Origin of the sequence: Janthinobacterium rivuli (assembly GCF_029690045.1) — a bacterium.
GTDB lineage: Bacteria > Pseudomonadota > Gammaproteobacteria > Burkholderiales > Burkholderiaceae_D > Janthinobacterium > Janthinobacterium rivuli.
In genome coordinates this window covers 1047311-1071021 of record NZ_CP121464.1, presented here as the reverse complement: position 1 = coordinate 1071021, position 23711 = coordinate 1047311, and the positions used below count along the sequence as shown (strand labels likewise).

At 63.3% G+C, this 23711-nt stretch carries 22 protein-coding genes; 10 read left to right on the top strand and 12 right to left on the bottom strand.

Translation table 11 applies throughout. The features are described from left to right. Window positions 1-152: 152 nt before the first annotated feature. From P9875_RS04845 to rsmB, 5 genes are all read right to left on the bottom strand, one after another. Complete coding sequence (locus P9875_RS04845) at window positions 153-554, bottom strand: GTPase (protein ID WP_278317719.1); 402 nt, start codon at window positions 552-554, stop codon at window positions 153-155. Then, window positions 551-1270: a response regulator gene (locus P9875_RS04840; protein ID WP_035824525.1), complete on the bottom strand. Its 720-nt coding sequence runs from the start codon at window positions 1268-1270 to the stop codon at window positions 551-553. Before P9875_RS04840 ends, P9875_RS04845 begins: the two co-directional genes overlap by 4 nt. 98 nt (window positions 1271-1368) lie before the next feature. Continuing rightward, on the bottom strand, window positions 1369-3666 hold the full coding sequence (locus P9875_RS04835; RefSeq protein ID WP_278317718.1) for a sensor histidine kinase: 2298 nt from the start codon (window positions 3664-3666) through the stop codon (window positions 1369-1371). Continuing rightward, window positions 3666-4172: a DUF4390 domain-containing protein gene (locus P9875_RS04830; protein WP_225243733.1), complete on the bottom strand. Its 507-nt coding sequence runs from the start codon at window positions 4170-4172 to the stop codon at window positions 3666-3668. The genes P9875_RS04835 and P9875_RS04830 overlap by 1 nt, the downstream gene beginning before the upstream one ends. 97 nt (window positions 4173-4269) lie before the next feature. Next, window positions 4270-5691, bottom strand: coding sequence for a 16S rRNA (cytosine(967)-C(5))-methyltransferase RsmB (gene rsmB, locus P9875_RS04825; RefSeq protein ID WP_176389131.1), 1422 nt, complete (start codon window positions 5689-5691; stop codon window positions 4270-4272). Between the two features lie 376 nt (window positions 5692-6067). Here rsmB and argS point away from each other — a divergent pair, with 376 nt between their 5' ends. Genes argS through P9875_RS04790 form a run of 7 tightly spaced genes read left to right on the top strand, consistent with a single transcriptional unit; the run spans window position 6068 to window position 12260 of the window. After that, complete coding sequence (argS, locus tag P9875_RS04820) at window positions 6068-7777, top strand: arginine--tRNA ligase (protein ID WP_278317717.1); 1710 nt, start codon at window positions 6068-6070, stop codon at window positions 7775-7777. Between the two features lie 20 nt (window positions 7778-7797). Then, window positions 7798-8514, top strand: coding sequence for an SPOR domain-containing protein (locus tag P9875_RS04815; RefSeq protein ID WP_099403353.1), 717 nt, complete (start codon window positions 7798-7800; stop codon window positions 8512-8514). A gap of 9 nt (window positions 8515-8523) precedes the next feature. Beyond that, window positions 8524-9195: a thiol:disulfide interchange protein DsbA/DsbL gene (locus P9875_RS04810; protein WP_278317716.1), complete on the top strand. Its 672-nt coding sequence runs from the start codon at window positions 8524-8526 to the stop codon at window positions 9193-9195. A 37-nt stretch (window positions 9196-9232) separates the two neighbouring features. After that, the gene (locus tag P9875_RS04805; protein WP_278317715.1) at window positions 9233-10006 is read left to right on the top strand and encodes an SDR family oxidoreductase; all 774 of its coding nucleotides are present in this window, start codon (window positions 9233-9235) and stop codon (window positions 10004-10006) included. A gap of 10 nt (window positions 10007-10016) precedes the next feature. Beyond that, window positions 10017-10811, top strand: coding sequence for a biotin--[acetyl-CoA-carboxylase] ligase (locus tag P9875_RS04800; RefSeq protein ID WP_278317714.1), 795 nt, complete (start codon window positions 10017-10019; stop codon window positions 10809-10811). A gap of 4 nt (window positions 10812-10815) precedes the next feature. After that, window positions 10816-11571: a type III pantothenate kinase gene (locus tag P9875_RS04795; protein ID WP_278317713.1), complete on the top strand. Its 756-nt coding sequence runs from the start codon at window positions 10816-10818 to the stop codon at window positions 11569-11571. Next, a complete protein-coding gene (locus P9875_RS04790; RefSeq protein ID WP_278317712.1) occupies window positions 11565-12260 on the top strand; it encodes an SPOR domain-containing protein in 696 nt (231 codons plus the stop codon). The genes P9875_RS04795 and P9875_RS04790 overlap by 7 nt, the downstream gene beginning before the upstream one ends. A gap of 52 nt (window positions 12261-12312) precedes the next feature. Here the strand turns inward: P9875_RS04790 and P9875_RS04785 are convergent, their stop codons facing one another. The 6 genes from P9875_RS04785 to P9875_RS04760 all read right to left on the bottom strand — a co-directional run bounded on the left by P9875_RS04785 (window position 12313) and on the right by P9875_RS04760 (window position 19179). Next, window positions 12313-13356, bottom strand: coding sequence for a septal ring lytic transglycosylase RlpA family protein (locus P9875_RS04785; RefSeq protein ID WP_278317711.1), 1044 nt, complete (start codon window positions 13354-13356; stop codon window positions 12313-12315). After that, window positions 13356-14471, bottom strand: a complete 1116-nt coding sequence (gene rodA / locus P9875_RS04780) for a rod shape-determining protein RodA (protein WP_035824498.1) — start codon at window positions 14469-14471, stop codon at window positions 13356-13358. Before rodA ends, P9875_RS04785 begins: the two co-directional genes overlap by 1 nt. 8 nt (window positions 14472-14479) lie before the next feature. After that, window positions 14480-16450 carry a penicillin-binding protein 2 gene (gene mrdA, locus P9875_RS04775; protein ID WP_034784702.1) on the bottom strand — a complete coding sequence of 657 codons (1971 nt, stop codon included), beginning with the start codon at window positions 16448-16450 and terminating at the stop codon, window positions 14480-14482. A gap of 12 nt (window positions 16451-16462) precedes the next feature. After that, window positions 16463-16975, bottom strand: coding sequence for a rod shape-determining protein MreD (mreD, locus tag P9875_RS04770; RefSeq protein WP_034749354.1), 513 nt, complete (start codon window positions 16973-16975; stop codon window positions 16463-16465). Beyond that, entirely contained in the window at window positions 16972-18027 is a 1056-nt protein-coding gene (gene mreC / locus P9875_RS04765; protein ID WP_278317710.1) for a rod shape-determining protein MreC, read from the bottom strand. Before mreC ends, mreD begins: the two co-directional genes overlap by 4 nt. 108 nt (window positions 18028-18135) lie before the next feature. Next, window positions 18136-19179 (bottom strand): rod shape-determining protein, encoded by a 1044-nt coding sequence (locus P9875_RS04760; protein WP_010393186.1) that lies wholly within the window; start codon window positions 19177-19179, stop codon window positions 18136-18138. A 350-nt stretch (window positions 19180-19529) separates the two neighbouring features. Between P9875_RS04760 and gatC the strand changes: the two genes are divergently transcribed. The 3 genes from gatC to gatB are packed head-to-tail and all read left to right on the top strand — an operon-like array spanning window position 19530 to window position 22883. After that, window positions 19530-19832, top strand: coding sequence for an Asp-tRNA(Asn)/Glu-tRNA(Gln) amidotransferase subunit GatC (gene gatC / locus P9875_RS04755; protein WP_034784699.1), 303 nt, complete (start codon window positions 19530-19532; stop codon window positions 19830-19832). Between the two features lie 52 nt (window positions 19833-19884). Then, window positions 19885-21369 carry an Asp-tRNA(Asn)/Glu-tRNA(Gln) amidotransferase subunit GatA gene (gene gatA, locus P9875_RS04750; protein ID WP_423221814.1) on the top strand — a complete coding sequence of 495 codons (1485 nt, stop codon included), beginning with the start codon at window positions 19885-19887 and terminating at the stop codon, window positions 21367-21369. Between the two features lie 53 nt (window positions 21370-21422). Then, a complete protein-coding gene (gene gatB, locus P9875_RS04745) occupies window positions 21423-22883 on the top strand; it encodes an Asp-tRNA(Asn)/Glu-tRNA(Gln) amidotransferase subunit GatB (protein ID WP_423221813.1) in 1461 nt (486 codons plus the stop codon). 69 nt (window positions 22884-22952) lie between these two features. On the opposite strand, the gene P9875_RS04740 is transcribed toward gatB, so the two are convergent. Beyond that, on the bottom strand, window positions 22953-23507 hold the full coding sequence (locus P9875_RS04740; RefSeq protein WP_158300227.1) for a hypothetical protein: 555 nt from the start codon (window positions 23505-23507) through the stop codon (window positions 22953-22955). Between the last annotated feature and the right edge of the window lie 204 nt (window positions 23508-23711).

The window sequence follows — 23711 nt, the reverse complement described above, 5'->3', positions numbered from 1 at the left end:
TTGCATCCTTCGCTCAAGCAGGAGAAGCTCCTGCGGTTTCAGGACAGAGGTGGGGTTCACACGCCGCCATTTCAAGCGGCCAGGCCACCCTGCGGGCTACAGAGTTGTAACGAGATGCAAACTGCGACTGCGGTAAGTCGATCGAAAAATCGTCAGGCAAGCACGATGTCCGCTTGCAGCGCCAGCAAGGCATCGTAGGGACTGGCGGTGAGCCAGGTGCGCAATTGTTCGATGTGCGTGGCGTCAGCCAGGCTGATGAACAAGTGCGCGGGTGGATGGCGCAGCAGACGATTCAATGTTACACGCAATACGAGATTGCCGCTGCAGCACAGGCAACCGGGTGCGATGCGCAACAGTTGCAAGGGAAATGATGGAGAAGGGGAAACTTGCTCGGCCAGGTCGGCCAGGATGGCGTTGCCATCGGCAAGGCCTTCGAGGATCACGGCGGCCGGCTGGTTCGGCGGCAAGGCTTGCGCGATGGCAGCCTCGCGCTCGGCGGCGCGTCCACCGCTGACCAGGGTCAGCGGCGTCGGACGCCGCACGGCTGCCGTCACAGGCTTTTCTTGGCCAGCTTGCCCGGTTCGACGCCCAGCTGTTTCAGCTTGCGGTACAAATGGGTGCGCTCCAGGCCCGTTTTTTCCGCCACGCGGGTCATGCTGCCGCCTTCGCGACCCAGGTGGTGTTCAAAATACATGCGCTCGAACGCGTCGCGCGCCTCGCGCAGGGGCAAGTCGAACGACAGATTGTAGCCATGGCCTTCTGCCACCGCCGGGACGGCGATGCCTGGACGCACCATCAGCTGTTGCGGCGCGCTGCCGCCAAAGCTGGGCACGGGATGGCTGCTTTCCTCTGCCACCACGGGCGCCACGGGACGCGCTGCCACGCTCGGCGCGCGCACGGTTTCCTGTGCCCGCGTCAAGCCTTGCTGCACCGCTTTCAGCAGTTTTTGCAGGGCAATCGGTTTTTCCAGGAAGTTCATGGCGCCGATGCGCGTCGCCTCGACCGCCGTATCGATGGTGGCGTGGCCCGACATCATGATCACAGGCATGGTCAGCAAGCCGTCGCGCTGCCATTCCTTGAGCAAGGTGACGCCATCGGTGTCGGGCATCCAGATATCCAGCAATACCAGATCCGGCGCACCGGCGGCACGCGCTTCGCGAGCCTGCTGCGCATTTTCGGCCAGCTGGATAGCATGTCCTTCGTCGCCCAAAATTTCCGAGAGCAACTCACGGATACCCATTTCATCATCCACTACGAGTATGTTTGCCATTCGTGTCTTGCCTTCCTCATTTCGCCGGCCGTCGCGCACAAGATGCACACGGCGGACAACTATGATTTTATTAGTGTTTTAAATACTAAACCAGACCCTCATGCCAGGAATTCCTGGGCAGGAGTGTCGGGAGCTAACTTTAACAGCAAAATGACCACCGAAGCGCCATTGCCGTCGACCCGGTTCTCGATATCGATGCGTCCGCCGTGTTCATCGATAATTTTCTTGACCATCGCCAGGCCCAATCCCGTGCCGCGCGCCTTCGAGGTCACGTAGGGCTCGAAAGCCCGTGCCAGGATTTTTGGCGCGAAACCAGGGCCATTGTCGCTGATGGCCAGCCGCACGGCGATATTCACGCCGCCGTCCGCACTGCGATAATGAATTGCTTCCGTCCTTACGTCAATCCGCGGATGCGGCAAGTCCGGCGGCAGGTCGGCCATCGCGTCCTGCGCATTCTGCAGCAGGTTATGGATCACCTGGCGCAACTGGGTCGGATCGCCCATCACCATCGGCAGATTCGGCGCCAGCAGCGGGTGGATGATGTCGCCATCGTCGCCGCGCAGGTACAGGTTCAGGATTTCCTCGATCAGCTCGTTCAGGCGCAGCGGCGTGAGCACGGCCGGCGGCGTGCGCGCATAGTCGCGGAAGTCGTCGACCATGCGCTTCATCGCATCGACCTGCTTGACGATGGTGGTGGTGGCACGGTTGAGCAGGTCGGCATCGACTTGCTCCAGCTTGCCTTCGAGCTTCATCTGCAGGCGCTCGGCCGATAGCTGGATCGGCGTGAGCGGATTCTTGATTTCATGCGCCAGGCGGCGCGCCACCTCGCCCCAGGCGATCGAGCGCTGCGCGGAAATCACGTCGGAAATATCATCGAAGACGACGATGTAGCCGCTGCCGGACTCCAGCGGCAGGCGCGAGCCGCGCGCCAGCAAGGTGATGTCATGCTCGTCGGCACTACTGCCCAGGCGGCGCGGAATCTCGATCTGCCGCTGCCAGTGCAATCGCTGCTGGTTGCGGCCCGACGCCGATTGCGCGCTTTGCGCCGTGAAGGCGCTGATGATCGCGCCGCCAAACTCTTCCATTCCAACAATATGCGCCAGCGGCTGGCCCACCATGCTCATGCCCGAATGCTGCAGGATGCGCTCGACCGATTCATTGCAGGTCACCAGTTTGAAGTCGCCGTCGAGCACCATCACGCCGGCCGACATGTTCGCCAGCACCGATTCCAGGTGGGCCTTGGCGTTTTGCAAGGCGGCGCGGTTGCTTTCCACAGCCGTGCGCGCATCGAGCAACTGGCGCGTCATGATATTGAACGACTGCGTCAAGGTGCCCAGTTCATCCTTGGTGGCAACGATGGGACGCGGCGACAGGTCACCCTCGGCCACGGCGCGCGTGCCTTCGGCCAGCAGCAGCAGGGGCTGGGCCAGGTTGCCCGCGATCAGGAAAGCGCTGCCGATGGCGCCAAAGATGGCCAGCAGCAAGGTCAGGGTGAGAATTTCCATATACATCTTGCGCAAGCCCACGCGCGCGACGAAACGTTCCTTGTATTCGCTGTAGGCGGCGCGCAGCACTTCGCCGTTCGTCGCCAGTTTGGGCGGCACCGATTGCAGCAGTTGCAAATAGCGGGGCGAGACGGACGGTCCCGGCACGGCTACCAGCACGCGCAGGCGCAGGCTGGCCGCCGTTTCCAGCGACGCTGGCAGGCCCGAGCGGAAACCACCGCCACCCGATTCCGCGCCATCATCGTGCAACTCCAGCCCCCCTTCGGCCGAGGCATAGCCGGCCGGCAAGGCCGCCTGCACCAGCATGGCCGGCGTCGGCAAGTCGGCCGCGCTGTGCGGCCCGGCGCTGGCCAGCAGCACACCGTCGCCGCTGACGAGCATGGCATTTTGCATGCCCTCTTCGCGCAGCAGACTGGTCAGCACGGCCGGGCCGGCCACCGGGTCGGCGCCCATTTCTTCGACGGCCTTGCGGCCCCGGTGGTCGAGCTCGACCAAGGCCGCGTCGAGGCCGGCACGGCCCAGCTCAATCCCCGATTCCAGCGCCGCTTCGATCTTGACGTTGAACCAGGATTCGATCGAGTGGGAAACAAATTGCACTGACACAAGGAAAATCACCAGGCCCGGCAGGATGCCGACGGCGGCGAACAGCATCACCAGGCGCGTCATCAGCTTGGAGCCGAACTTGCCGCTCTTGTAGCGCGCGTACAGGCGGGCCAGGGAAATGCCCACCAGCGCCAGCAGCGACACGGCGACAGCCGCGTTCAGGCCCAGCAGCCAGGTGTAGTAACGGTCGAAAAAGCCGGAATTGTCGGAAGCCGACGCCAGCAGGAACAGCAGGATACTGACAATGCCGCCGCCCACCACCAGCAGATAGCGCAATGCTTGACTCACTACTCCGCCGTATACAAGAAGGTTTTTTTATTCGAAGCCAGGCGCCAGTCGCTGTTATTGAAGGCATTGACCTGTATCGGCTTGGGCAGGTAGTCGCGGTCCATGCCCATGCGCAAGGTGACGTTATACGTCTGCCCCACTTTCAGCTCGCCGCGCCGCGCCACCAGCCAGCGGCTGGGACGGCGGATCAGGAACAGCGCATCGTCGAGGGTGGGGAAGCTTTGCTGCAAGCCGACGCCCGACACATGATACTGGCGCGTGAGCACGTTGTAGGACAGCTTGCTGGTCTGGCGCGCCACGATGGCTTTTTCATCGAACCAGTACCAGCGGGGCCGGGTCAGTTCGATTTCTGTCGTGAAATACAGCGGTACGCCATGCTGTACCGCGTCATCGAGGTCGTGATTGAGCTCGAAGGAATACGTGGCGGCCAGCTTGTAGCCCTCTTCGCCCGACTCGATGTAGGCACGGGTGATGTCGACCATGTCGGCGGCATGCGCGCGTGGCATGATACATGCCAGCATCAGCAGCAGGGCCAGGAGTCGGAAGAGTCGTGTTGTCACAAGTGTGCCGGTGTAGTCCGTAGGATAAGGTTCGACGAATCGCTCAAGCCGCATTTTTTTGGAAGAGCGCATAGAACAAACCGTCGTGGTCCTGCTCCGCGCTGCCAGTCGGCAACAGCTGGCCAGGCGCTGTCAATCGGGTTGCATTATTGCGTACCGCAAATGCCGCCGCCTGTGCCTCGGATTCTTGCGGCCACAATGAACATGTCACGAACAGCAATTTACCATCGGGGCGCAGCATCTGCCACAGGTTGTCCAGAATTTTGGATGAAAGTGTTGCAAGTTGGAACGCATCGCCCTTGCGGCGCAACCAGCGAATGTCCGGATGGCGGCGCACGATGCCCGAGGCCGTGCACGGCACGTCGGCCAGGATGCGGTCGAACTGCTGGCCGTCCCACCACGCGCTCGATTGCGCATCCTGCGCCTTCAGGGTGGCGTCCAGGCCCAGACGCTCGAGGTTTTCCGCGATGCGCGGCAGGCGCTTGGCGTCCGCGTCGATGGCCGTCACGTGCACGTCGGCCAGTTCCAGGATGTGGCACGTCTTGCCGCCAGGTGCCGCGCAGGCGTCCAGCACGCGCATGCCATCGTGCAAGTCCAGCAGCGGCGCGGCCAGTTGCGCGCCAGCATCTTGCACGGAGACGACGCCCTGCTCAAAGCCGGGAATCAGGGCCACGCCGATCGGCTTGTCCAGGCGCACGGCGAACGGTCCCACCTGGCGCGCGGCAATGCCCGCCTCCGCCAGCACGGCCAGATACGCTTCGACCGTACTCTTGCGGCGGTTCACGCGCAGGGTCAAGGGCGGCACGGCATTGCCGGCCGTCAAAATGGCTTGCCAGTCGCGCGGATAAGCCAGGCGCAGCGAGTCGATCCACCACTGCGGATAATTCCATTGCGCCAACGGCTGCTGCAGGGCCGCTTCCAGCAAGGATTTGCGCTCGCGCAAGAAACGGCGCAGCACGGCATTCACCATGCCCTTGGCGTGCGCCAGGTCAGGGTGCGAGGTGGCGACCGTGACGGCCTGGTCCACCACCGTGAATTCTTCGTACGGCTGCTCGCCCGGCTCGGCCGACATCAGCGACAGCGCACAGCACAGCAGCGCGGCCAGCATCGGCGGCTCGGGCGCCTTCGACGTCATCAGGCCGACCAGGGTTTCGCTGCGGCCCAGCTGGCGCATGGTGCGATAGGAAATATCCTGGATCGCGCCGCGCGCCTGCGGGCTGGCGTTCGATTGCATAAACACCTTGGCCAGCGCCTGCGGCAGGGCCGTGCCCGTGCGCACTTGCGCCACGGCATTGGCCGCGCCCAGCAGGCAAAACGCCAGCGAGTCGGCGCGCAAATCGGGTTGGAAGCCTGGCTGCAAGACCGGTTTCAGGTCGGGATGGTAGCTGGGACGCAGTTTCGGTGCGGCAGGCGCCTGGCCTGGCGCCGGCTTGGTTTTCAATTTCAGCGTGGGGCGCTTGTTCATAGTTATCCGGTGTGGCTGCGCGCGGCGGGCTGCATGGTGGCAAAGTCGCGGTCGCGCGTCATCAATAAAGGGTCGATTGTAGCGTTTGTGGCGCCCTCTGGCCCAAGCGATTGCAGCGATACCTGTAAATTGCGGCAAAAAACTGCATATATACAAGCAGAATGCCCCATGCTGATGTTTTCGTGCACCAACATGGGCATGCTGTCCTGATAATATCGTGAAACGCGCCGGCAAGGGCACACTGCCTGCCAGCGTATTGTTCCCGGCAGCAAACCAGTATAATTAACGCAGTCTGGGCGGCTTGGGTACTGGCCGTCCGTTTTGCTTTTTGATTCATTCTATTCATTCTTAACGCGGTTCCGCCGCCATCCTGCTCATGCTCGCCCAACAGAAACAAGAAATCATCGCCCTGTTCCAGGCCGCCCTCGCTCCCGTCCTGGCCGGCACTTCGCTAGCGCCTGCCGTGGTGCTCGAGCGACCACGCGATGCATCGCATGGCGACGTCGCCTGCAATATCGCCATGCAACTGGCCAAGCAGCTGAAACAGAATCCCCGCGAACTGGCGCAAACCATCGTCAGCGCCGTGCTGGCCAACCCGGCCGGCAAGGGCCTGATCGAGGCAGTGGAAATCGCTGGCCCCGGCTTCATCAACGTGCGTGTGTCAAACGCCGCCAAGCAGGCCGTGGTGAAAACCATCCTGAGCGAAGCCGACGGCTATGGCCGCAGCACGGCAGGCGCCGGCAAGCAGGTCATCCTGGAATTCGTCTCGGCCAACCCGACCGGTCCGCTGCACGTGGGCCACGGCCGCCAGGCGGCCCTGGGCGACGCCCTGTCCTCGCTGTTCGACGCGCAAGGCTACCAGGTGACGCGCGAGTTCTACTATAACGACGCAGGCGTGCAGATCCAGACCCTGGCCAATTCCGTGCAGGCGCGCGCGCGCGGCTTCAAGCCCGGCGATGCCGAATGGCCAGAGTCCGCCTACAACGGCGACTACATCGCCGACATCGCCAACGACTTCAAGGCCGGCAAGACCGTCTCGGCCAGCGATGGCCAGCCGGCTTCGGCCAATGGCAACGTGGAAGACATCGATTCGATCCGCCCGTTCGCCGTGACTTACCTGCGCAACGAGCAGGACATCGACTTGCAGGCGTTTGGCGTGAAGTTCGACAATTACTACCTGGAATCGTCGCTGTACGCGGACGGCAAGGTCAATAGCGCCGTCGAAACCCTGATCAAGGCGGGCCACACCTACGAGCAGGATGGCGCGCTGTGGCTGCGCACCACCGACTTCGGCGACGACAAGGACCGCGTGATGCGCAAGACGGACGGCACCTACACGTATTTCGTGCCGGACGTCGCGTACCACCTGGTGAAATGGCAGCGCGGCTTCGTGCAAGCCATCAATATTCAGGGCAGCGACCACCACGGCACCATCGCGCGCGTGCGCGCCGGCCTGCAGGCCGTCGACATGGGCATCCCGCAAGGCTACCCCGACTACGTGCTGCACAAGATGGTCACCGTCATGAAGGACGGCGAAGAAGTCAAGATTTCGAAGCGCGCCGGCTCCTACGTGACCGTGCGCGACCTGATCGAATGGTCGGGCGGCGGCGACATCGCCAAGGGCCGCGACGCCGTGCGCTTCTTCCTGATCTCGCGCAAGGCCGACACGGAATTCGTCTTCGACGTCGACGTGGCGCTGAAAACTACCGATGAAAACCCCGTCTATTACGTGCAGTACGCGCATGCGCGCATCTGCCGCATCCTGGAAAACTGGGGCGGCGATGAAAGCGCGGTCGCCAACGTCGACCTTTCCCCACTGACGGCGCCGACCGAAGCGACCCTGCTGGCGACCCTGGCCGCCTACCCGGAAATGCTGGCGCGCGCGCAAGCCGAACTGGGACCGCACCAGGTCGCCTTCTATCTGCGCGACCTGGCCGCCAACCTGCACAGCTTCTACTTCGCCGAAAAAGTGCTGGTCGAGGACGAAGCCGTCAAGATGGCCCGCCTGGCCCTCGTCATCGCCGCGCGCCAGGTACTGCGCAACGGCCTGGCACTGATCGGCGTATCCGCGCCAAACAAAATGTAATCGCGAAGGTCAAACCGTCAATGAATCACGCTTCCTCTTACGCCAGCCGCTTCTCTTCGACCCGGCGCCAGCAGGGCAATACCCTGGTCGGCATCATCATCGGCCTGGTCATCGGCCTGGGCATCGCCGTGGTGGTCGCCCTGGTGATCACCAAGGGCGCCTCGCCCTTCACCGACAAGTCGGGCAAGGCCGGCAAATCGACCGAACCGACGGCCGGCCAGATCGCCGACCCGAACAAGCCGATGTACGGCAACAAGGAAGCGGCCAAGGAAGCGGCGCGCGACTTCTCCAAGGAGCCGCGCGAGATCGTCACGCCGACGCAGCCAGCCGCACCGGCACCGGCGCCAGCGCAGCAGCCAAAGGCGCCGCCGCCGGACGCGCTGCAGGAATTGATCGGTACGTTGAAGGACAAGCCGGCGCCGAAAACGCCGGCGGCAGCACCAGCAGCGCCGCAAGCCAAGGCCGACGTGAAAGAAGCCAAGGCCGATGCAGCCAGCGACAAATGGATTTATTATCTGCAGGCCGGCGCCTTCCATGACATGTCGGACGCCGAAAGCACGCGCGGCAAACTGGCGCTGCTCGGCTTCGAAGCGGCCATCAGCGACCGCAGCACCGACGCCGGCGTGCTGCACCGCGTGCGCGTCGGACCGTTCAACCAGCTCGAAGCGATGAACCGCGCGCGCACGAAACTGTCTGAAAACGGCATCGACGTCGCCGTCGTCCGCAACCAAAAATAAGGAACCAGCATGCGTTTTCTGAAGAACATCCTGATCGCCGCCGCACTGTGCACGGCCGCCATGGGCGCATCGGCCTCGCCGGCAGACCCGAAAAACGGCGTCGAGTACGAAACCCTGCCCACGCCGCAGGTGACGGAAGCGGGCAAGAAAATCGAAGTGACGGAATTCTTCGCCTATTACTGCCCGCATTGCAACGTGCTCGAACCGCAACTGGCCGCCTGGGTCAAGAAACAGGGCGACAACATCGTCTTCAAGCGCGTGCACGTGTCGCGCGATGACAGCGTGGCGCCGCAGCAGCGGCTGTTCTTCACCCTGCAAGCCATGGGCCTGGTCGACAAGCTGCACACCAGCGTCTTCCACGCCATGCACGTGGAACGCAACCGCCTGAACACCGACGACGCCGTTTTCGATTTCGTCGCCAAACAGGGCGTGGACCGCCAGAAATTCATCGACACCTACCGTTCCATGGGTGTCTCGGCCCGCGTGCGCCGCGCGGACGCCATGATGCAAGGTTATAACGTGACGTTCTGGCCCATGATCGCCATCGATGGCCGCTACATCACCTCGCCGTCGCAAGCCGATCAGGGCAGCAAATCGGCCAAGAACGAAGAGCAGCTGAACGCCCAGGCGCTCAGCGTGATGGACGTGCTGGTCGCGAAAGCCAAAGCGGAAAAGAAATAAGCATGGCCACTTCCCTGGCGCGCCCGGGCATCGCCTGATGCAACGCGTGCTTTACAGCGTATTCATCACGGGCGCGTCGAGCGGCTTGGGCGCCGCCCTGGCGCTGCAGTACGCGCGCCAGGGCGCCCATCTGGGCTTGCTGGCCCGCCGCGGCGACACGCTGCAGCAACTGATCGCCTCCCTGCCCCACCCTGAACGCCACCGCGCCTACGCCGTCGATGTGTGCGACCACGCCGCCCTGAAAAGCGCGGCCGCCGACTTCATCGCCCATGCCGGCGGCATCGACGTCGTCATCGCCAGCGCCGGCGTGTCCTACGGCACCCTGAGCGAGCACGCGGAAGACCTCGACGCCTTCGCGCGCCTGATCGCCATCAACGTCACGGCCACCGTCGCCACCTTCGCGCCCTTCATCGCTACCATGAAAAGCCAGGGCAGCGGCCGCCTGGTGGGCATCGGCAGCGTGGCCGGCATCCGCGGCCTGCCCGGCGCCGAAGCCTACAGCGCCTCGAAAGCGGCCGTCATCAGCTACTGCGAATCGCTGCGCCTGGAACTGAAGCCGGCTGGCGTCAAGGTCGTCACCATCACGCCCGGCTACATCGACACGCCGATGACGCGCCACAATGCCTACCGCATGCCCTTCCTGATGCCGGCCGAAAAATTCGCCGTGCGCGCCGCGCGCGCCATCGCCGACGGCGACAGCTACCGCGTGATCCCGTGGCAGATGGGCGTCGTCGCCAAGCTGCTGCGCGCGCTGCCCAATGCCGTCTACGACCGGGCCTTCGCGAATGCGCCGCACAAGGCGCGCAACTGAACCGACCACCATGACGAAGCACTCAGACCTGAACAGCGCGGCCATCGCCGCCCATTGCGCCACGGGCGCCTCCCACGTGGCCATCGAAGTGGTCGACGAAACGGGATCGACCAACGCCGACCTGCTGGCGCGCTGCGCCACCCTGGCCGGTCCCACCCTGCGCATCGCCGGCCAGCAGACGGCCGGACGTGGGCGCGCCGGGCGGCCGTGGGTGTCGCAGGCGGACGCCAGCCTGATGTTCTCGCTGGCCTGGCGCTTCAAGGGACCGCTGCACCAGCTGGTGGGATTGCCGCTGGCCGTCGGCGTGGCGCTGGCCGAGACCATGACGTCGCTGGGCGTGCCGGTGCAACTGAAGTGGCCGAATGATATGCTCAAGGATGGCCACAAGCTGGCCGGCATCCTCGTCGAGACGCAGCAGGCGGCCGATGGTGCCGTGTGGGCCGTGATCGGCTGCGGCATCAATCTGCTGATGCCCGATGCACTGGAACAGCAGATCGGGCGCAGCGTCTCGGCCGTGCCCTGGTTGGCGCAGATGGAACGCAATACCCTGGTGGCAGGGCTCTTGAGCCGCCTGGCCGGCGTGCTGGCCGAATTCGACGACACGGGCTTTGCGCCGTTTGCCGAACGCTGGAACGCGCTGCATGCGTGGCAAGGCCAGCACGTGAAAATCCTCGACAACGGCCAGCTGCTGCAGCAAGGCGTGGCGGCCGGCGTGGACCAGCTGGGCCGCCTGCTGCTGCGCAGCGATGGCGGGCTGCAGGAAGTCATGTCCGGCGACGTGTCCCTGCGCCTGCTGGGGGAGTAAGCACATGCTGCTGATCGACGCCGGCAATACACGCATCAAATGGGCACTCGTGGCCGCCGACAGTGCCGCCGGCGGCTGGCTGGCCAGCGGCGCCGTCGCGCATGCGCAGATCGACACGCTGGCCGCGCAATGGGCGACACTCGCCATTCATGAGGTGCTGCTGTCGAATGTGGCAGGCGCCATCATCGGCGCGCGCCTGCGCGCCATGCTGCCAGTCGCTGCCCGCGACTTTGCCTCGCTGCCGCAGCTGGCGGGCCTGACGAACGGCTACCGCACGCCATCGCAGCTGGGCTGCGACCGCTTTGCCGCCGCCATCGGCGCGCACGCGCTGGCGCCTGGCCAGGCCGTCATCGTCGCCAATTGCGGCACGGCCACCACCATCGACGCCATCACGGCCGATGGCGTTTTCCTCGGCGGGATGATCTTGCCGGGACTGGGATTGATGGCCAGCTCGCTGGCGCGCAATACGGCGCAACTGCCGCAAATCGCCAGCGACGCCGCGCTGCCGGCCGGCTTTGCCGACAACACGGACGACGCCATCCTCTCCGGCTGCCTGGCGGCCCAGGCGGGCGCCATCGAACGGGCCGTGCGCATGCACGGCGCCAGCGCCTGTCTGTTGTCGGGCGGCGCCGCAGCACGCATCGCGCCGGCCCTGGCGCTGGCGGTACCGCTGCACCTGGTCGATAATATCGTCATGCTCGGCCTGCAGGCGGCTGCGCGCGCCGGGGCCGCAGGAACACAAGGAAACCACGTATGCTGAAATTCGTCTTCTGGCTGCTGGCCGGCGTCAACCTGCTGGTGCTGGCCATCGGCCAGGGTTATCTGGGCAGTTTTCGCACGGAGACGCGCGAGCCGGCGCGCCTGAAAAACCAGCTGCAAGCGAATAAACTCAGCTTGCTGACGCAGGAGCAGGCCACGGCGTCCGCCGCGCCGCCAGCCGCCGAAGAGGCTGCGAAGCCTGCGGCGGCACCGGCGCCGCCGCCATCGTATGCCTGTACGGAAGTGGGCAATTTCCTGCTGGCGGACGGGCGCCGCTTCGAGGCGCAAGTGGCGGCACTGGACCTGGGCGACCGCCAGTCGCGCCGCAACGTGGCAGGCCAGGACATTTCCAGCTACATGGTGTACATCCCGCCGCAGGGCAGCAAGGAAGGCGCCGACCGCAAGGCCGGCGAATTGAAGCAGCTGGGCGTGACGAATTACTTCATCATGAATGAAAGCAGCCCGCTGCGCTGGGGCATTTCACTGGGCGTATTCAAGTCGGAAACCAGCGCGCAAAGCCAGCTGGCATCACTCAACAAACAGGGCGTGCACAGCGCCCGCGTCGCACCGCGCTACAGCGCCAGCAAGCAGTTCGCTTACCAGTTCCGCGACCTCGACGCCGCCACGCGCGCCCGGCTGGAGAAAATCAAAACGCAATTCCCGGAGCAGGAATTGCGCACCTGTAAATGACACGTGGCAATCGCGTCGGATTACGGCGCCTTGCGCCTAATCCGACCTACGCTTATCTCTCGATCACGATAGGCTTGATGCCCGTCGATTCCGGCAAATTCGCCGCCGCCCGTGCCGCTTCGGCGCGGCTGGAGAACGGTCCGCCGTACAGGCGGAACAGGTTACCGGCCTGCACCACGCCCAGGGTCCCCAAGGCTGCCGCATACGGCGCCAGGCGCGAACGTCCCGATTCCGCATTGTCGGCGCGCGAGTAGGCACCCAGCTGCAGATAAAAGCCGCTGGCCAGCGCCGCCGGTGCCGGCATGGCCACCGTCACATCGACGGGCAGCATCTGCGACGACACTTCCGGCTGCACCACGGCGCCCGTTTCCACGGGCGTGTCGATGGAAATGGCCACCACGGAAGGCACCGGCTTCGGCGCCGCACGGGCCGCCAGGATGGCGTCGATATCGGCTGGCAGCAGGCGTTCGACGACCACCTGGTGGCTGCCCTTGCCAAGGAAGCCCAGTTTCAGCGCCGCCGTGTAGGACACGTCGATGACGCGCGTGGCGTGGAACGGGCCGCGGTCGTTGATGCGCACGATCACCTGCTCGCCGCTGTCAATGCTCGTCACGCGCGCATACGATGGAATCGGCAAGGTCGGATGGGCCGCCGTCATCTTGTACATATCGTAAATTTCGCCCGACGAAGTGCGCTGGCCATGGAATTTCTTGCCATACCAGGTACCCGTGCCCTTCTGCTTGAACGGTTCGTTGTCGGTGATCGGCGTGTACGTCTTGCCGAAGACGACATAGGGGCGGTTCGAGCGAGTCGAATACGGCTCGTTGCGCACTTCCGCGTCGGGCACGTCGCGCAGGTTGGCGGGCGGATTGTCGCCCGGGCCATCATCCTTGTAGTAGCCGCCGCGCCCGGAGCCGGCCGCCGGCAATACCGGCAGGGTGGGATCCTGGCGCACGGGCACCTTGACTTTGCCGCCGGACGGCAGCGGCACGTTATTCGATGCGGGCTTTTGCGGCGTCGTACCGCAGGCGGCCAGGGTCAGCAAAGCGGCCAGGCTCAATCCGCGCATGGCGAAGATATCGAAATGCGCGCGCATCAGGTCTGCACCAGCTTGCGGTGGCGCTGAATGCTCATCAGGATACCGGTGGCCACGCCCAGGGTCAGCAGCGCGGTGCCGCCATAACTGAGGAATGGAAGGGGCACGCCGACCACCGGCACGATGCCGCTGACCATACCCATATTGACGAAGGCGTAAGTAAAGAAAATCATAGTGATCGCTCCTGCCAGCAGGCGAGTGAAAAAACTGGGGGCGTTGGCGGCGATCATCAGCCCCCGTCCCACCAGCAGCAAATACATCAGCATCAGGATCAAGTTACCGACCAGGCCGAATTCCTCGGAATACACGGCAAAAATAAAATCGGTCGTGCGTTCCGGAACAAACTCCAGGTGGGCTTGCGTGCCGTGCGTCCAGCCCTTGCCCGTCATGCCGCCGGAACCGATGGCGATGATGGACTGGATGATATGGAAGCCCTTGCCCAGCGGGTCCTTGGTCGGGTCGATCAGCATCATCACGCGGTCGCGCTGGTAATCATGCAGGTGCGACCAGGCGATCGGCAGGCAGGAAACAAAAGTGATCAGCAAACCGGCCAGCACCTTCCAGGACAGGCCGGCCAGGAAGATGACGGTAAAGCCGGCCGCCACCACCAGCAGCGCCGTGCCCAGGTCGGGCTGGCGCGCGATCAGATAGACGGGCACCAGCAACAGTATCGCCGCCATCAGGAACGATTTCCAGCGCAGGGCGCCCGCATTGTGCTGGAAGAACCAGGCCAGCATCAGCGGTGTGGCGATCTTCAGGAATTCGGACGGCTGGATGTCGATCACGCCGATATGCAGCCAGCGCCGCGCACCAAGCTTGATGGTGCCGAACAGCGCCACGGCCACCAGCAAGATCACCGATACCGTGTACGCCGGCACGGCGATGCGCATCATCATCTGCGGCGTGACGTTGGCCGCCACCCACATGACGAAAAAGCACAGCAGGATGTTGCGCAGGTGGTCCTCGATCTTGCCGGGGATGCCGATGCTGGCCGAATACAGTGTCAGCAAGCTGGTACTGAGCAGCATCAGGATAATGATCATCAGCGGCGGATCGAACACCGCCAGGTAGGGTTTGGCGCGCCGCCACAGCGAGCGCCTCTCGTTAATGGGCATGTGCTTCCTTATTGCCTGGCAGGTACCGCCGGGGCGGCCTGCTCGTCAGTGATTTCTTCCAGGGTGCGCACTTCGTCGACATCTTCCTTGGGCACCTTGGTGGTGTCCTTTTCCTTGTCGCTCGGGCGCTTGCCCAGCAGGTAGTAGTCGAGCGCCTTGCGCGCGATCGGCGCGGCCACGCCGGCGCCGAAGCCCGCGTTTTCCACCACGATGGCGATCGCGATGCGCGGCTTGTCGGCCGGCGCAAAGGCCGTAAACAGGGCGTTGTCGCGCAGGCGTTCGGCCAGCAGCTTGGCATTGTACTTCTCGTTTTTCTTGATGCCCACCACCTGCGCCGTACCCGTCTTGCCGCCCACCGTGTACTGCACGCCGGTGAAGATGCGCGCGGCCGTGCCACCCTGCTCGCTGGTCACGCCCACCATGGCGCGCTTGATGACGTCGATGTTTTCCTGCTTGAGCGCGATGCGGTAGCTTTCCTTGGGCACCGTCAGGGTGCGCGCGCGCGTAGCCGCGTCCTCGATGATCTTCACCAGATGCGGCTTCATCACCACGCCGTTATTGGCCAGGTTGGCCGTCGCGTGGGCGATCTGCAGCGGTGTATACGAGTTGTAGCCGGAGCCGTTACTCACCGAAATCGTGTCGCCGCCCACCCATTTTTTCTGCTGCGGCGTCTTGAAGCGGTTGCGCTTCCATTCCGTCGACGGCAGCACACCCGTCTTTTCGTTATTCAGGTCGATGCCCGTCAGCTGGCCGAAACCGAACGGTTTCATGAAGTCGTGGATAGCATCGATGCCCATGTCGCGACCCAGCTGGTAGTAATAGGTGTTGCACGAAACGACGATCGACTTGTGCATGTCCACCGTGCCATGGCCGCCCACCTTGTCATCGCGGAAGGTATGGCCGCCGAGGATGAAGAAACCGGGATCGGAAATCGACTGGCTCGGCGTGCGCTTGCCCAATTCGAGTGCGGCCAGCGCCATGAAGGGCTTGAAGGTCGAGCCGGGCGCGTAGGTGCCGGACAGGGGACGGTTGACCATCGGCCGGTCCAGCGAGGTATTGAGTTCGTTCCAGCTTTGCTGGTCGATGCCGTCGACGAACAGGTTCGGGTCGTAGCCTGGCTTGGACACGTAAGCGAGGATGTCGCCCGTGGCCGGGTCGATGGCCACGGCTGCGCCGCGCCATTCGCCGAACGCTTCCTCGACCACCTTCTGCAGCTCGATGTCGATCGACAGGATCAGATTGTTGCCAGGGGTGGCGGCCGTGCGCGACAGGGTGCGCATGGCGCGCCCGCCGGCCGACACTTCCACCTCTTCATAGCCGGTGGTGCCATGCAGCTGCTTTTCGTAGCTTTTTTCCAGGCCTTCCTTGCCGATATGGTCGGTGCCGTTGTAATTGGCCGCGTCCTCGCCCTCTTCCAGCGCCTTCGCTTCATTGCGGTTGATGCGGCCGATGAAGCCCACCACGTGCGACGCCACCTCGCCCATCGGATACTGGCGGAACAGGCGCGCCTGCACCTCGACGCCAGGGAAGCGGAAACGCTGCGCCGTGAAGCGCGCCACTTCCTCGTCCGTCAATCGCGTGCGCAGCGGCACGCTGACGAAATTCTTGGATTCTTCCAGCAGCTTCTTGAAGCGGCGGCGGTCCTTGATGTCGATCTGCACCAGGGTCGACAGCTCGTCGATCACGGAATCGAGGCTGGCGCTCAATTTCGATGGCGTGATTTCCAGCGTATAGGCCGAGTAATTGCGCGCCAGGACCACGCCGTTGCGGTCGAGGATCAGGCCGCGCGTGGGCACGATGGGCACCACGGCGATACGGTTGTCCTCGGCCTTGGTCGCGTAGTCCTCGTGCTTGATCACCTGCAGCCAGATGAAGCGCGCCAGCAGCAGCGAAAAGCAGACGAAGACGAGCGCGCCCAGGATGGTCAGGCGCATGCGGAAAAAATGCAGTTCGCGCTCGGTGTTCTTAAGTTCAGTCATTGCAGGCGCCCGTCAAATCGGCCGGTTATGGTCGCGGTCCACGGCGCGGCGCTGCGGTGCCAGCAAGATCCACGTGACGATGGGCCACAGGGCGACGGCGACGAAGCTCTCGATGAAATTGAGCCAGCCGGGGAAGCGGCCCGAGACGATCAGACGCGTCAGCAATTGCAGCGCCTGCGTCAGCAGCAGCAGCGGCAGCACGTGCAGCGCCTGCGTCATGATGGGGAACCACAGCACGCGGCGGTGCATCATGATGGCGAAGTACGACAGCAAGGTATAGGCCAGCGCATTCTCGCCCAGCAGGGTCGAGTCGTGCACGTCCATCATCAGGCCCATGAAAAACGCCACGCCGATACCGACCTTGCGCGGCTGGTGGATGCCCCAGAAGACCAGCACCAGGGCGACGAAATCGGGCACGCCGACGAACTGACCCCATGGAAGCAGGTTCAGCAGGAAAGCGCACAGCAGGGAAAACCCGATGAACAGGGGGCTGACCGGCAGCAGGATGTAATGCGGGCGGTTCATCGTGTCGCTTCCTTCGGTGGCACGGCGGCAGGTGCAGGCGCTGGCGTCGCAGGTTTTGCGGGTGCGGGCGCAGCCGTGTTGGCGGCAGGCGGCTTGGCGGCAGGCGCGGCGGCCGGCACCGCAGCGGCGGCCTCCTTGGCCGGGTCCTTGATCGGCGCCATCTTGCCGGCGATCTTGCGGCCCGTCTTGATATCTTCAGCGGGCGGACGCGGTGGAATTTCCGGCGACGTCATCAGGATGAGCAGCTGGGTGTTGCGTTCGATGCCGGCCAGCGGCTGACACACGACGCGGCCGAACGGGCCATGTGCATTGCGCTCGACCAGGGTCACGCGCGCCACGGCCAGGCCGGCAGGATACAGGCCGTCGAGGCCCGAGGTAATGACGATGTCGCCGATCTGGATGTCGGCGCTGGGGGCCGTGAAGCGCAGCTCCATGGTGCCGGACTTGCCGCGCCCGATGGCCACGCTGCGCACGCCATTGCGCAGCAGCTGCACGGGAATGGCCTGCTCTTCATCCGTCAGCAAGGTCACTTCGGAGGTGAACGGGAACACGCGCGTGACCTGCCCCACCACACCGAGGTTGTCGATCACGGGGCGGCCCAGTTCCACGCCATGCTGGATACCGCGATCGAGCACGATCTTGCGCGTGGCCGAATCGCGCGTGTCGTACAGCACTTCAGCCATCATGGTCTTGACGGGCACGCGCTCGCGCGCTTCCATCAATTTGCGCAAGTGGTTGTTTTCAACGATGTTGAGCTGCGCCTGCTGCAGGATCTGCGCCGAGGCGATCTGTTCGTGTTTCAGGTCGCGCACCTGTTTTTCCAGGGCGGACAGCGAAGAAAAGTAATTGCCGACGCCAAGCGCCACGTCGCGCGGCACCAGGGCCGCCATCTGCACCGGATACAGCACGGTGCCGACTGCCTGGCGCACGGCCGTCAGCGCGTGCATGCGCGAATCGACCAGTAGCAGGGCGATAGAAATGCCGGCGAACACCATCATCTTGACGCGGGCGGAGGCGCCTTGTTTGAAAAGTGGCGGAGGACTGTATTCCATGACTTCCAATGATCAGGCCAGGCGCAGTGCGCCAACGTGCAGGCCCCGGTCAGACGCCGGCGCCAAAACCAAAAAAAGGCCGGATTGGTTTCCGGCCCTTCTGTCAGATTATTCGTAGGAGAAGATCGAGCCGAGCTTGTCCATACGTTCCAGTGCCATCCCGGAACCGCGCACCACGCAGGTGAGCGGGTCCTCGGCCACCAGCACCGGCAGGCCGGTTTCCTCCATCAGCAGGCGGTCCAGGTCGCGCAGCAGTGCGCCGCCGCCCGTCAGCATCATGCCTTTTTCGGCGATGTCGGCGCCCAGTTCCGGCGGCGTCTGTTCCAGCGCGTTCTTCACGGCCGAGACGATGTTGTTCAACGGGTCGGTGAGCGCTTCGAGGATCTCGTTGCTGGAGATGGTGAACGAACGCGGGATGCCTTCGGACAGGTTGCGGCCCTTGACTTCCATTTCCTTCACTTCCGAACCCGGGAAAGCCGAACCGATGGCCTTCTTGATGGCTTCGGCCGTTTGTTCGCCGATCAGCATGCCGTAGTTGCGGCGGATGTAGTTGACGATGGCTTCATCGAACTTGTCGCCGCCGACGCGCACGGAACCCTTGTAGACCATGCCGCCCAGCGAAATGATGCCCACTTCGGTGGTGCCGCCGCCGATGTCGACCACCATCGAGCCGGTCGCTTCGGACACGGGCAAGCCCGCGCCGATGGCCGCTGCCATCGGTTCTTCGATCAGGTACACCTGCGAGGCGCCGGCGCCCAGGGCCGATTCGCGGATGGCGCGGCGCTCGACCTGGGTCGAACCGCACGGCACGCAAATGATGATGCGCGGCGATGGACGGAAGAATTTCGAGTCGTGCACCATGCGGATGAATTGCTTGAGCATCTGCTCGGTCACGGTGAAGTCGGCGATCACGCCATCTTTCATCGGACGAATCGCTTCGATATTGCCCGGCACTTTGCCCAGCATCTGCTTGGCTTCCTTGCCGACTGCCTGAATGGTCTTCTTGCCATTCGGACCGCCTTCCTGGCGGATGGCGACAACGGATGGCTCGTCCAGGACGATACCGAGGCCGCGTACATAAATAAGGGTGTTGGCCGTGCCCAAGTCAATGGCCAGATCGGTGGAGATATACCTGCGTAAAAAACCAAACATGAGTGTCCTGTAGCGCATCGAGCTGCGCAAAAGCTGTTTATGGGGAGTTTCAAAGCGGGCGCTTTCAGGCACCCTGAAAATCCAAAAGGCGATTTTTCCGGGTTTCGCTTGGCGCTTGCGCAATCTTTTCTATGCTGCGGCAGCAGTCCATCAGCGCCGGCAACGCATTAACCCGCCATTCTACCTTATAATTTGAATGCGATTTGCTCAAAAACCATGGAAAAGTGCGACTCTTGCAGCCGCGAGTTACGCGGCATTCCTCGATTTTTGTGAGCAAAATAGCAGTAAATACCCGCGTTTTATCAAAACGCCAACTTAATACTAATGCGCGGCACTCCGCGCCATTCGCCATGTCCCTGACACTCTCCGACGTAAAACGCATCGCCCACCTGGCCCAACTTGAAATGGCCGACGACCAGGCCGTCACGTCTTTGGCCCAATTGAACAAGATTTTTGCACTCGCGGAACAAATGCAAGCTGTCAATACCGATGGCGTGGCGCCCCTGAGCCACCCGCTGGCCGCCCACATGGACAATATCGCCCTGCGCCTGCGCGAAGACATCGCCACGGAACAAAACCGCCGCGACGCCTACCAGGCCGTGGCGCCAAAGGTACAGGATGGCCTGTATCTCGTGCCAAAAGTGATCGAGTAACTGCGCCGCTCCATGCTGTTGCCTTCCCGTCGAATATCAAAATAGAAACGCCATGCATACAAAATCCATCAAACAGCTGTCCACGCTCTTGCAGAACAAGGAAATTTCCGCCGTTGCGCTGGCGACGCATTTCCTCGACCGCATCGCAGCGGACAACTCGAACGCCTTTTTGCACGTCGACCGTGCCCTGACCCTGGCGCAAGCTGCCGAAGCGGATGCGCGCATCGCCGCCGGCACGGCCACGCCATTGACGGGCGTGCCGATCGCGCACAAGGACTTGTTCGTCACGAAAGGCTGGCGCACGACGGCCGGCTCGAAAATGCTGGCCGACTACGCCAGCCCGTTTGACGCCACCGTGGTGGAGAAATTCCAGGCGGCCGGCATGGTCACCCTGGGTAAAGTTAACTGCGATGAATTCGCCATGGGCTCCGGCAACGAGAATTCGGCCTTCGGCGCCGTACAGAACCCGTGGGACAAAAACGCCGTACCGGGCGGCTCGTCCGGCGGCTCGGCGGCGGCCGTGGCGGCTGGCCTGACACCGGCGGCCACCGGCACCGACACGGGCGGTTCGATCCGCCAGCCTGCCGCTTTTTGCGGCATCACCGGCATCAAGCCGACGTATGGCCGCGTCTCGCGCTTCGGCATGATCGCCTTTGCCTCGTCGCTCGACCAGGGCGGCCCAATGGCCCGCTCGGCCGAAGACTGCGCCCTGCTGCTCACGGCCATGGCCGGGTTCGATGAGCGCGACTCGACCAGCCTGTCGCCGGAACAGGGCGGCGTGGCGGAAGATTTTTCGCGCGAACTGGGACAACCCCTCACGGGCCTGCGCATCGGCGTGCCGCGCGAATACTTCGGCGAGGGCCTGGCCAAGGACGTGGAAGCGGCCGTGCGCGGCGCGCTGGCGCAGTATGAAAAGCTGGGCGCCACCCTGGTCGACATCTCGCTGCCAAACACCGCCCTGTCGATTCCCGCCTATTACATGATCGCCCCGGCCGAAGCGTCGTCGAACCTGTCGCGCTACGACGGCGTGCGCTACGGCCACCGCGCCACCGAGTACAAGGACTTGCAGGACATGTACAAAAAGTCGCGCGCGCAGGGCTTCGGCCCGGAAGTGCAGCGCCGCATCATGGTCGGCACCTATGTGCTGTGCCACGGCTACTACGACGCCTACTACCTGAAGGCGCAAAAGATCCGCCGCCTGATCGCGCAGGATTTCGACGCCGTCCTGAATGGCCCGAACGCCGTCTGCGACGTCATCATGGGACCGGTCGCGCCGACCGTCGCCTGGGACCTGGGCGACAAGACGGACGACCCGGTGGCGAACTACCTGGCCGACATCTACACCCTGTCGACCAGCCTGGCCGGCCTGCCCGGCATGTCGATCCCTTGCGGCTTTGGCGAAGGCGAGAAAAACGGCAAGCGCCCCGTCGGCCTGCAAATCATTGGCAATTACTTTGGCGAAGCCAGGCTGCTGAACGTGGCCCACCAGTTCCAGCAAGTGACGGACTGGCATACGCGCAGCCCTGCCGGTATTTAATAAGAACAGACGCGCCGCCCAGGCGGCGCCACCAAAAAATAAGCGAGAACACTATGCAATGGGAAGTCGTCATCGGTCTTGAGAACCACGTGCAGCTCACGACCGAATCCAAAATTTTCAGCGGTTCGCCGATCAAGTACGGCGCCGACGCCAACACGCAAGCGAGTCCCGTCGACCTGGCGCTGCCAGGCGTGCTGCCGGTGATGAACAAGCAAGCCGTCGACCGCGCGATCCGCTTCGGTTTGGCCGTGGGCGCCACCGTGGCGCCGCACTCGGTCTTCGCACGCAAAAACTATTTTTACCCTGATTCACCCAAGGGTTACCAGATCAGCCAGTTCGAAGACCCTGTCGTCATCGGCGGCGCCCTGACCTTCGGCTATGAAAAGGATGGCGAATTCGTCACCAAGACGGTCAACCTGACGCGCGCCCACCTGGAAGAAGACGCCGGTAAATCCCTGCACGAAGACTACGCGGGCATGAGCGGCATCGACTTGAACCGCGCCGGCACGCCGCTGCTGGAAATCGTCTCGGAACCGGAGATACGCAGCGCCGCCGAAGCCGTGGCCTACGCCAAGGCACTGCACTCGCTGGTCATGTGGCTGGGCGTTTGCGACGGCAACATGCAGGAAGGTTCGTTCCGCTGCGACGTCAACGTGTCCGTGCGCCCCGTCGGCCAGAAGGAATTCGGCACCCGCTGCGAAATCAAGAACCTGAACTCCTTCCGCTTCATCGAAGAAGCCGTGCACGTCGAAGTGCGCCGCCAGATCGAACTGATCGAAGACGGCGGCAAGGTCGTGCAGGCGACGCGTTTGTACGATCCAGACCGCAAAGAAACGCGCGAAATGCGCAGCAAGGAAGACGCCCAGGATTACCGCTACTTCCCGGACCCTGATCTGCCGCCGCTGGTCATCTCGCAGGAGTGGATCGACACGGTCAAGGCGTCGATGCCGGAACTGCCGGCCGCCATGCGCGCCCGCTTCATCAGCGAATATGCGCTGCCGGACTACGATGCGCTGGTGCTGACGCAGTCGAAAGCCATGGCCACCTATTTCGTCGCCGTCGTCGACAAGGCCGGCAAGGAAAACGCCAAGGCCGCCGCCAACTGGCTGATGGGCGACGTCTCGTCTACCCTGAACCGCGAAGGCGTGGACCTGGACGACGCCCCCGTCTCCGCCGCGCAGCTGGCCGCCATGCTCAAGCGCATCGCCGACGGCACCATCTCGAACAAGGCGGCAAAGGAAGTCTTCGCCGGCATGTGGGAAGCGAAGTCCAGCGACGAGAACCTGGTCGACGCCATCATCGACGCCAAGGGCCTGAAGCAAATCTCGGACTCGGGCGCGTTGGAAGCCATCGTCGATGAAGTGCTGGCGGCAAACGCCAAGTCGGTGGAGCAGTACCGCGCTGGCAAGGAAGCGGCCATCAACGCGCTGATCGGCCAGGCCATGAAAGCCTCCAAAGGCAAGGCCAACCCGGCCCAGCTGACGGAACTGCTGAAGGCCAAGCTGGCGGGCTGACCGTCCGCTTGAAAAAAAAAGGACGCCACGGCGTCCTTTTTTTATGCGCAACAGGCATGTTTTTCGTCTTTACGGGACGCCGGCTGCAGCCGCGTCAGCGGGCTTGCGACAGAAGAATGAACTGAACACCGTGGCGACGTCCCGGCACACCATGAGTGGCAAGGCTTGCTGCGTATCGTCGTCATGCACACTGACACCGCAGCCTCCCAGAGAGAAGAACCCGCCTGCTTTGTCATCCGTCCGCAAGGTGTATTTGCGCCCTTCCTGCAGCTGGGCAGCAAAGGAAATCGAACACTCGTGGGAGGACCCCAAAGGATAATTCACGAAAAAATGCGATACGCCAGCCGGCAGCCTCGTCACTACTGGATTGGATTGGTAATCCTTATTGAAACTGGCCAGCGTAAAACTGCGCTGGGCCGCCCATTTTCCATCCGCAGCAAAATCGACCTCGTTACGCCACACGACAGCCACTTTCCTCGACCCCGTGAAAATGGGCTTGATGGTCAGGGTAGTCGAAGGTTGCGCCGGATTCGGCAATATATATCGGGGGTGCGGCGCCGTATTAATGCATCCTGCCAGAAGCAAGGCACAGCTTGTCGACAGGATTGCTGCTTTCATTGTCATGGGGAGAGTTGGGCCTGGCTCAGCGAGGCTTAATAAATAGATGGATTAACAGGCAGCGGCCAGACAGGCCAAACTGTACTCCTGGCGAAATTGGCAATGATTATATAGTAATTTCTCAAACGCAACTAATTTCTGTCATTCTATCCAATGACTTGCGCCCACGCCGCTGCCGGACATGAAGTATATCGGTATGTCTAGTTCATA

Bases quoted from the DNA above. Each gene is read 5' to 3' on its own strand.
- P9875_RS04840 (WP_035824525.1), bottom strand. From the start codon at position 1,270: ATGGCAAACATACTCGTAGTGGATGATGAAATGGGTATCCGTGAGTTG.
- P9875_RS04830 (WP_225243733.1), bottom strand. From the start codon at position 4,172: ATGCCACGCGCGCATGCCGCCGACATGGTCGACATCACCCGTGCCTAC.
- rsmB (WP_176389131.1), bottom strand. From the start codon at position 5,691: ATGAACAAGCGCCCCACGCTGAAATTGAAAACCAAGCCGGCGCCAGGC.
- argS (WP_278317717.1), top strand. From the start codon at position 6,068: ATGCTCGCCCAACAGAAACAAGAAATCATCGCCCTGTTCCAGGCCGCC.
- P9875_RS04815 (WP_099403353.1), top strand. From the start codon at position 7,798: ATGAATCACGCTTCCTCTTACGCCAGCCGCTTCTCTTCGACCCGGCGC.
- P9875_RS04810 (WP_278317716.1), top strand. From the start codon at position 8,524: ATGCGTTTTCTGAAGAACATCCTGATCGCCGCCGCACTGTGCACGGCC.
- P9875_RS04805 (WP_278317715.1), top strand. From the start codon at position 9,233: ATGCAACGCGTGCTTTACAGCGTATTCATCACGGGCGCGTCGAGCGGC.
- P9875_RS04800 (WP_278317714.1), top strand. From the start codon at position 10,017: ATGACGAAGCACTCAGACCTGAACAGCGCGGCCATCGCCGCCCATTGC.
- P9875_RS04795 (WP_278317713.1), top strand. From the start codon at position 10,816: ATGCTGCTGATCGACGCCGGCAATACACGCATCAAATGGGCACTCGTG.
- P9875_RS04790 (WP_278317712.1), top strand. From the start codon at position 11,565: ATGCTGAAATTCGTCTTCTGGCTGCTGGCCGGCGTCAACCTGCTGGTG.
- P9875_RS04785 (WP_278317711.1), bottom strand. From the start codon at position 13,356: ATGCGCGCGCATTTCGATATCTTCGCCATGCGCGGATTGAGCCTGGCC.
- rodA (WP_035824498.1), bottom strand. From the start codon at position 14,471: ATGCCCATTAACGAGAGGCGCTCGCTGTGGCGGCGCGCCAAACCCTAC.
- mrdA (WP_034784702.1), bottom strand. From the start codon at position 16,450: ATGACTGAACTTAAGAACACCGAGCGCGAACTGCATTTTTTCCGCATG.
- mreD (WP_034749354.1), bottom strand. From the start codon at position 16,975: ATGAACCGCCCGCATTACATCCTGCTGCCGGTCAGCCCCCTGTTCATC.
- mreC (WP_278317710.1), bottom strand. From the start codon at position 18,027: ATGGAATACAGTCCTCCGCCACTTTTCAAACAAGGCGCCTCCGCCCGC.
- P9875_RS04760 (WP_010393186.1), bottom strand. From the start codon at position 19,179: ATGTTTGGTTTTTTACGCAGGTATATCTCCACCGATCTGGCCATTGAC.
- gatC (WP_034784699.1), top strand. From the start codon at position 19,530: ATGTCCCTGACACTCTCCGACGTAAAACGCATCGCCCACCTGGCCCAA.
- gatA (WP_423221814.1), top strand. From the start codon at position 19,885: ATGCATACAAAATCCATCAAACAGCTGTCCACGCTCTTGCAGAACAAG.
- gatB (WP_423221813.1), top strand. From the start codon at position 21,423: ATGCAATGGGAAGTCGTCATCGGTCTTGAGAACCACGTGCAGCTCACG.
- P9875_RS04740 (WP_158300227.1), bottom strand. From the start codon at position 23,507: ATGACAATGAAAGCAGCAATCCTGTCGACAAGCTGTGCCTTGCTTCTG.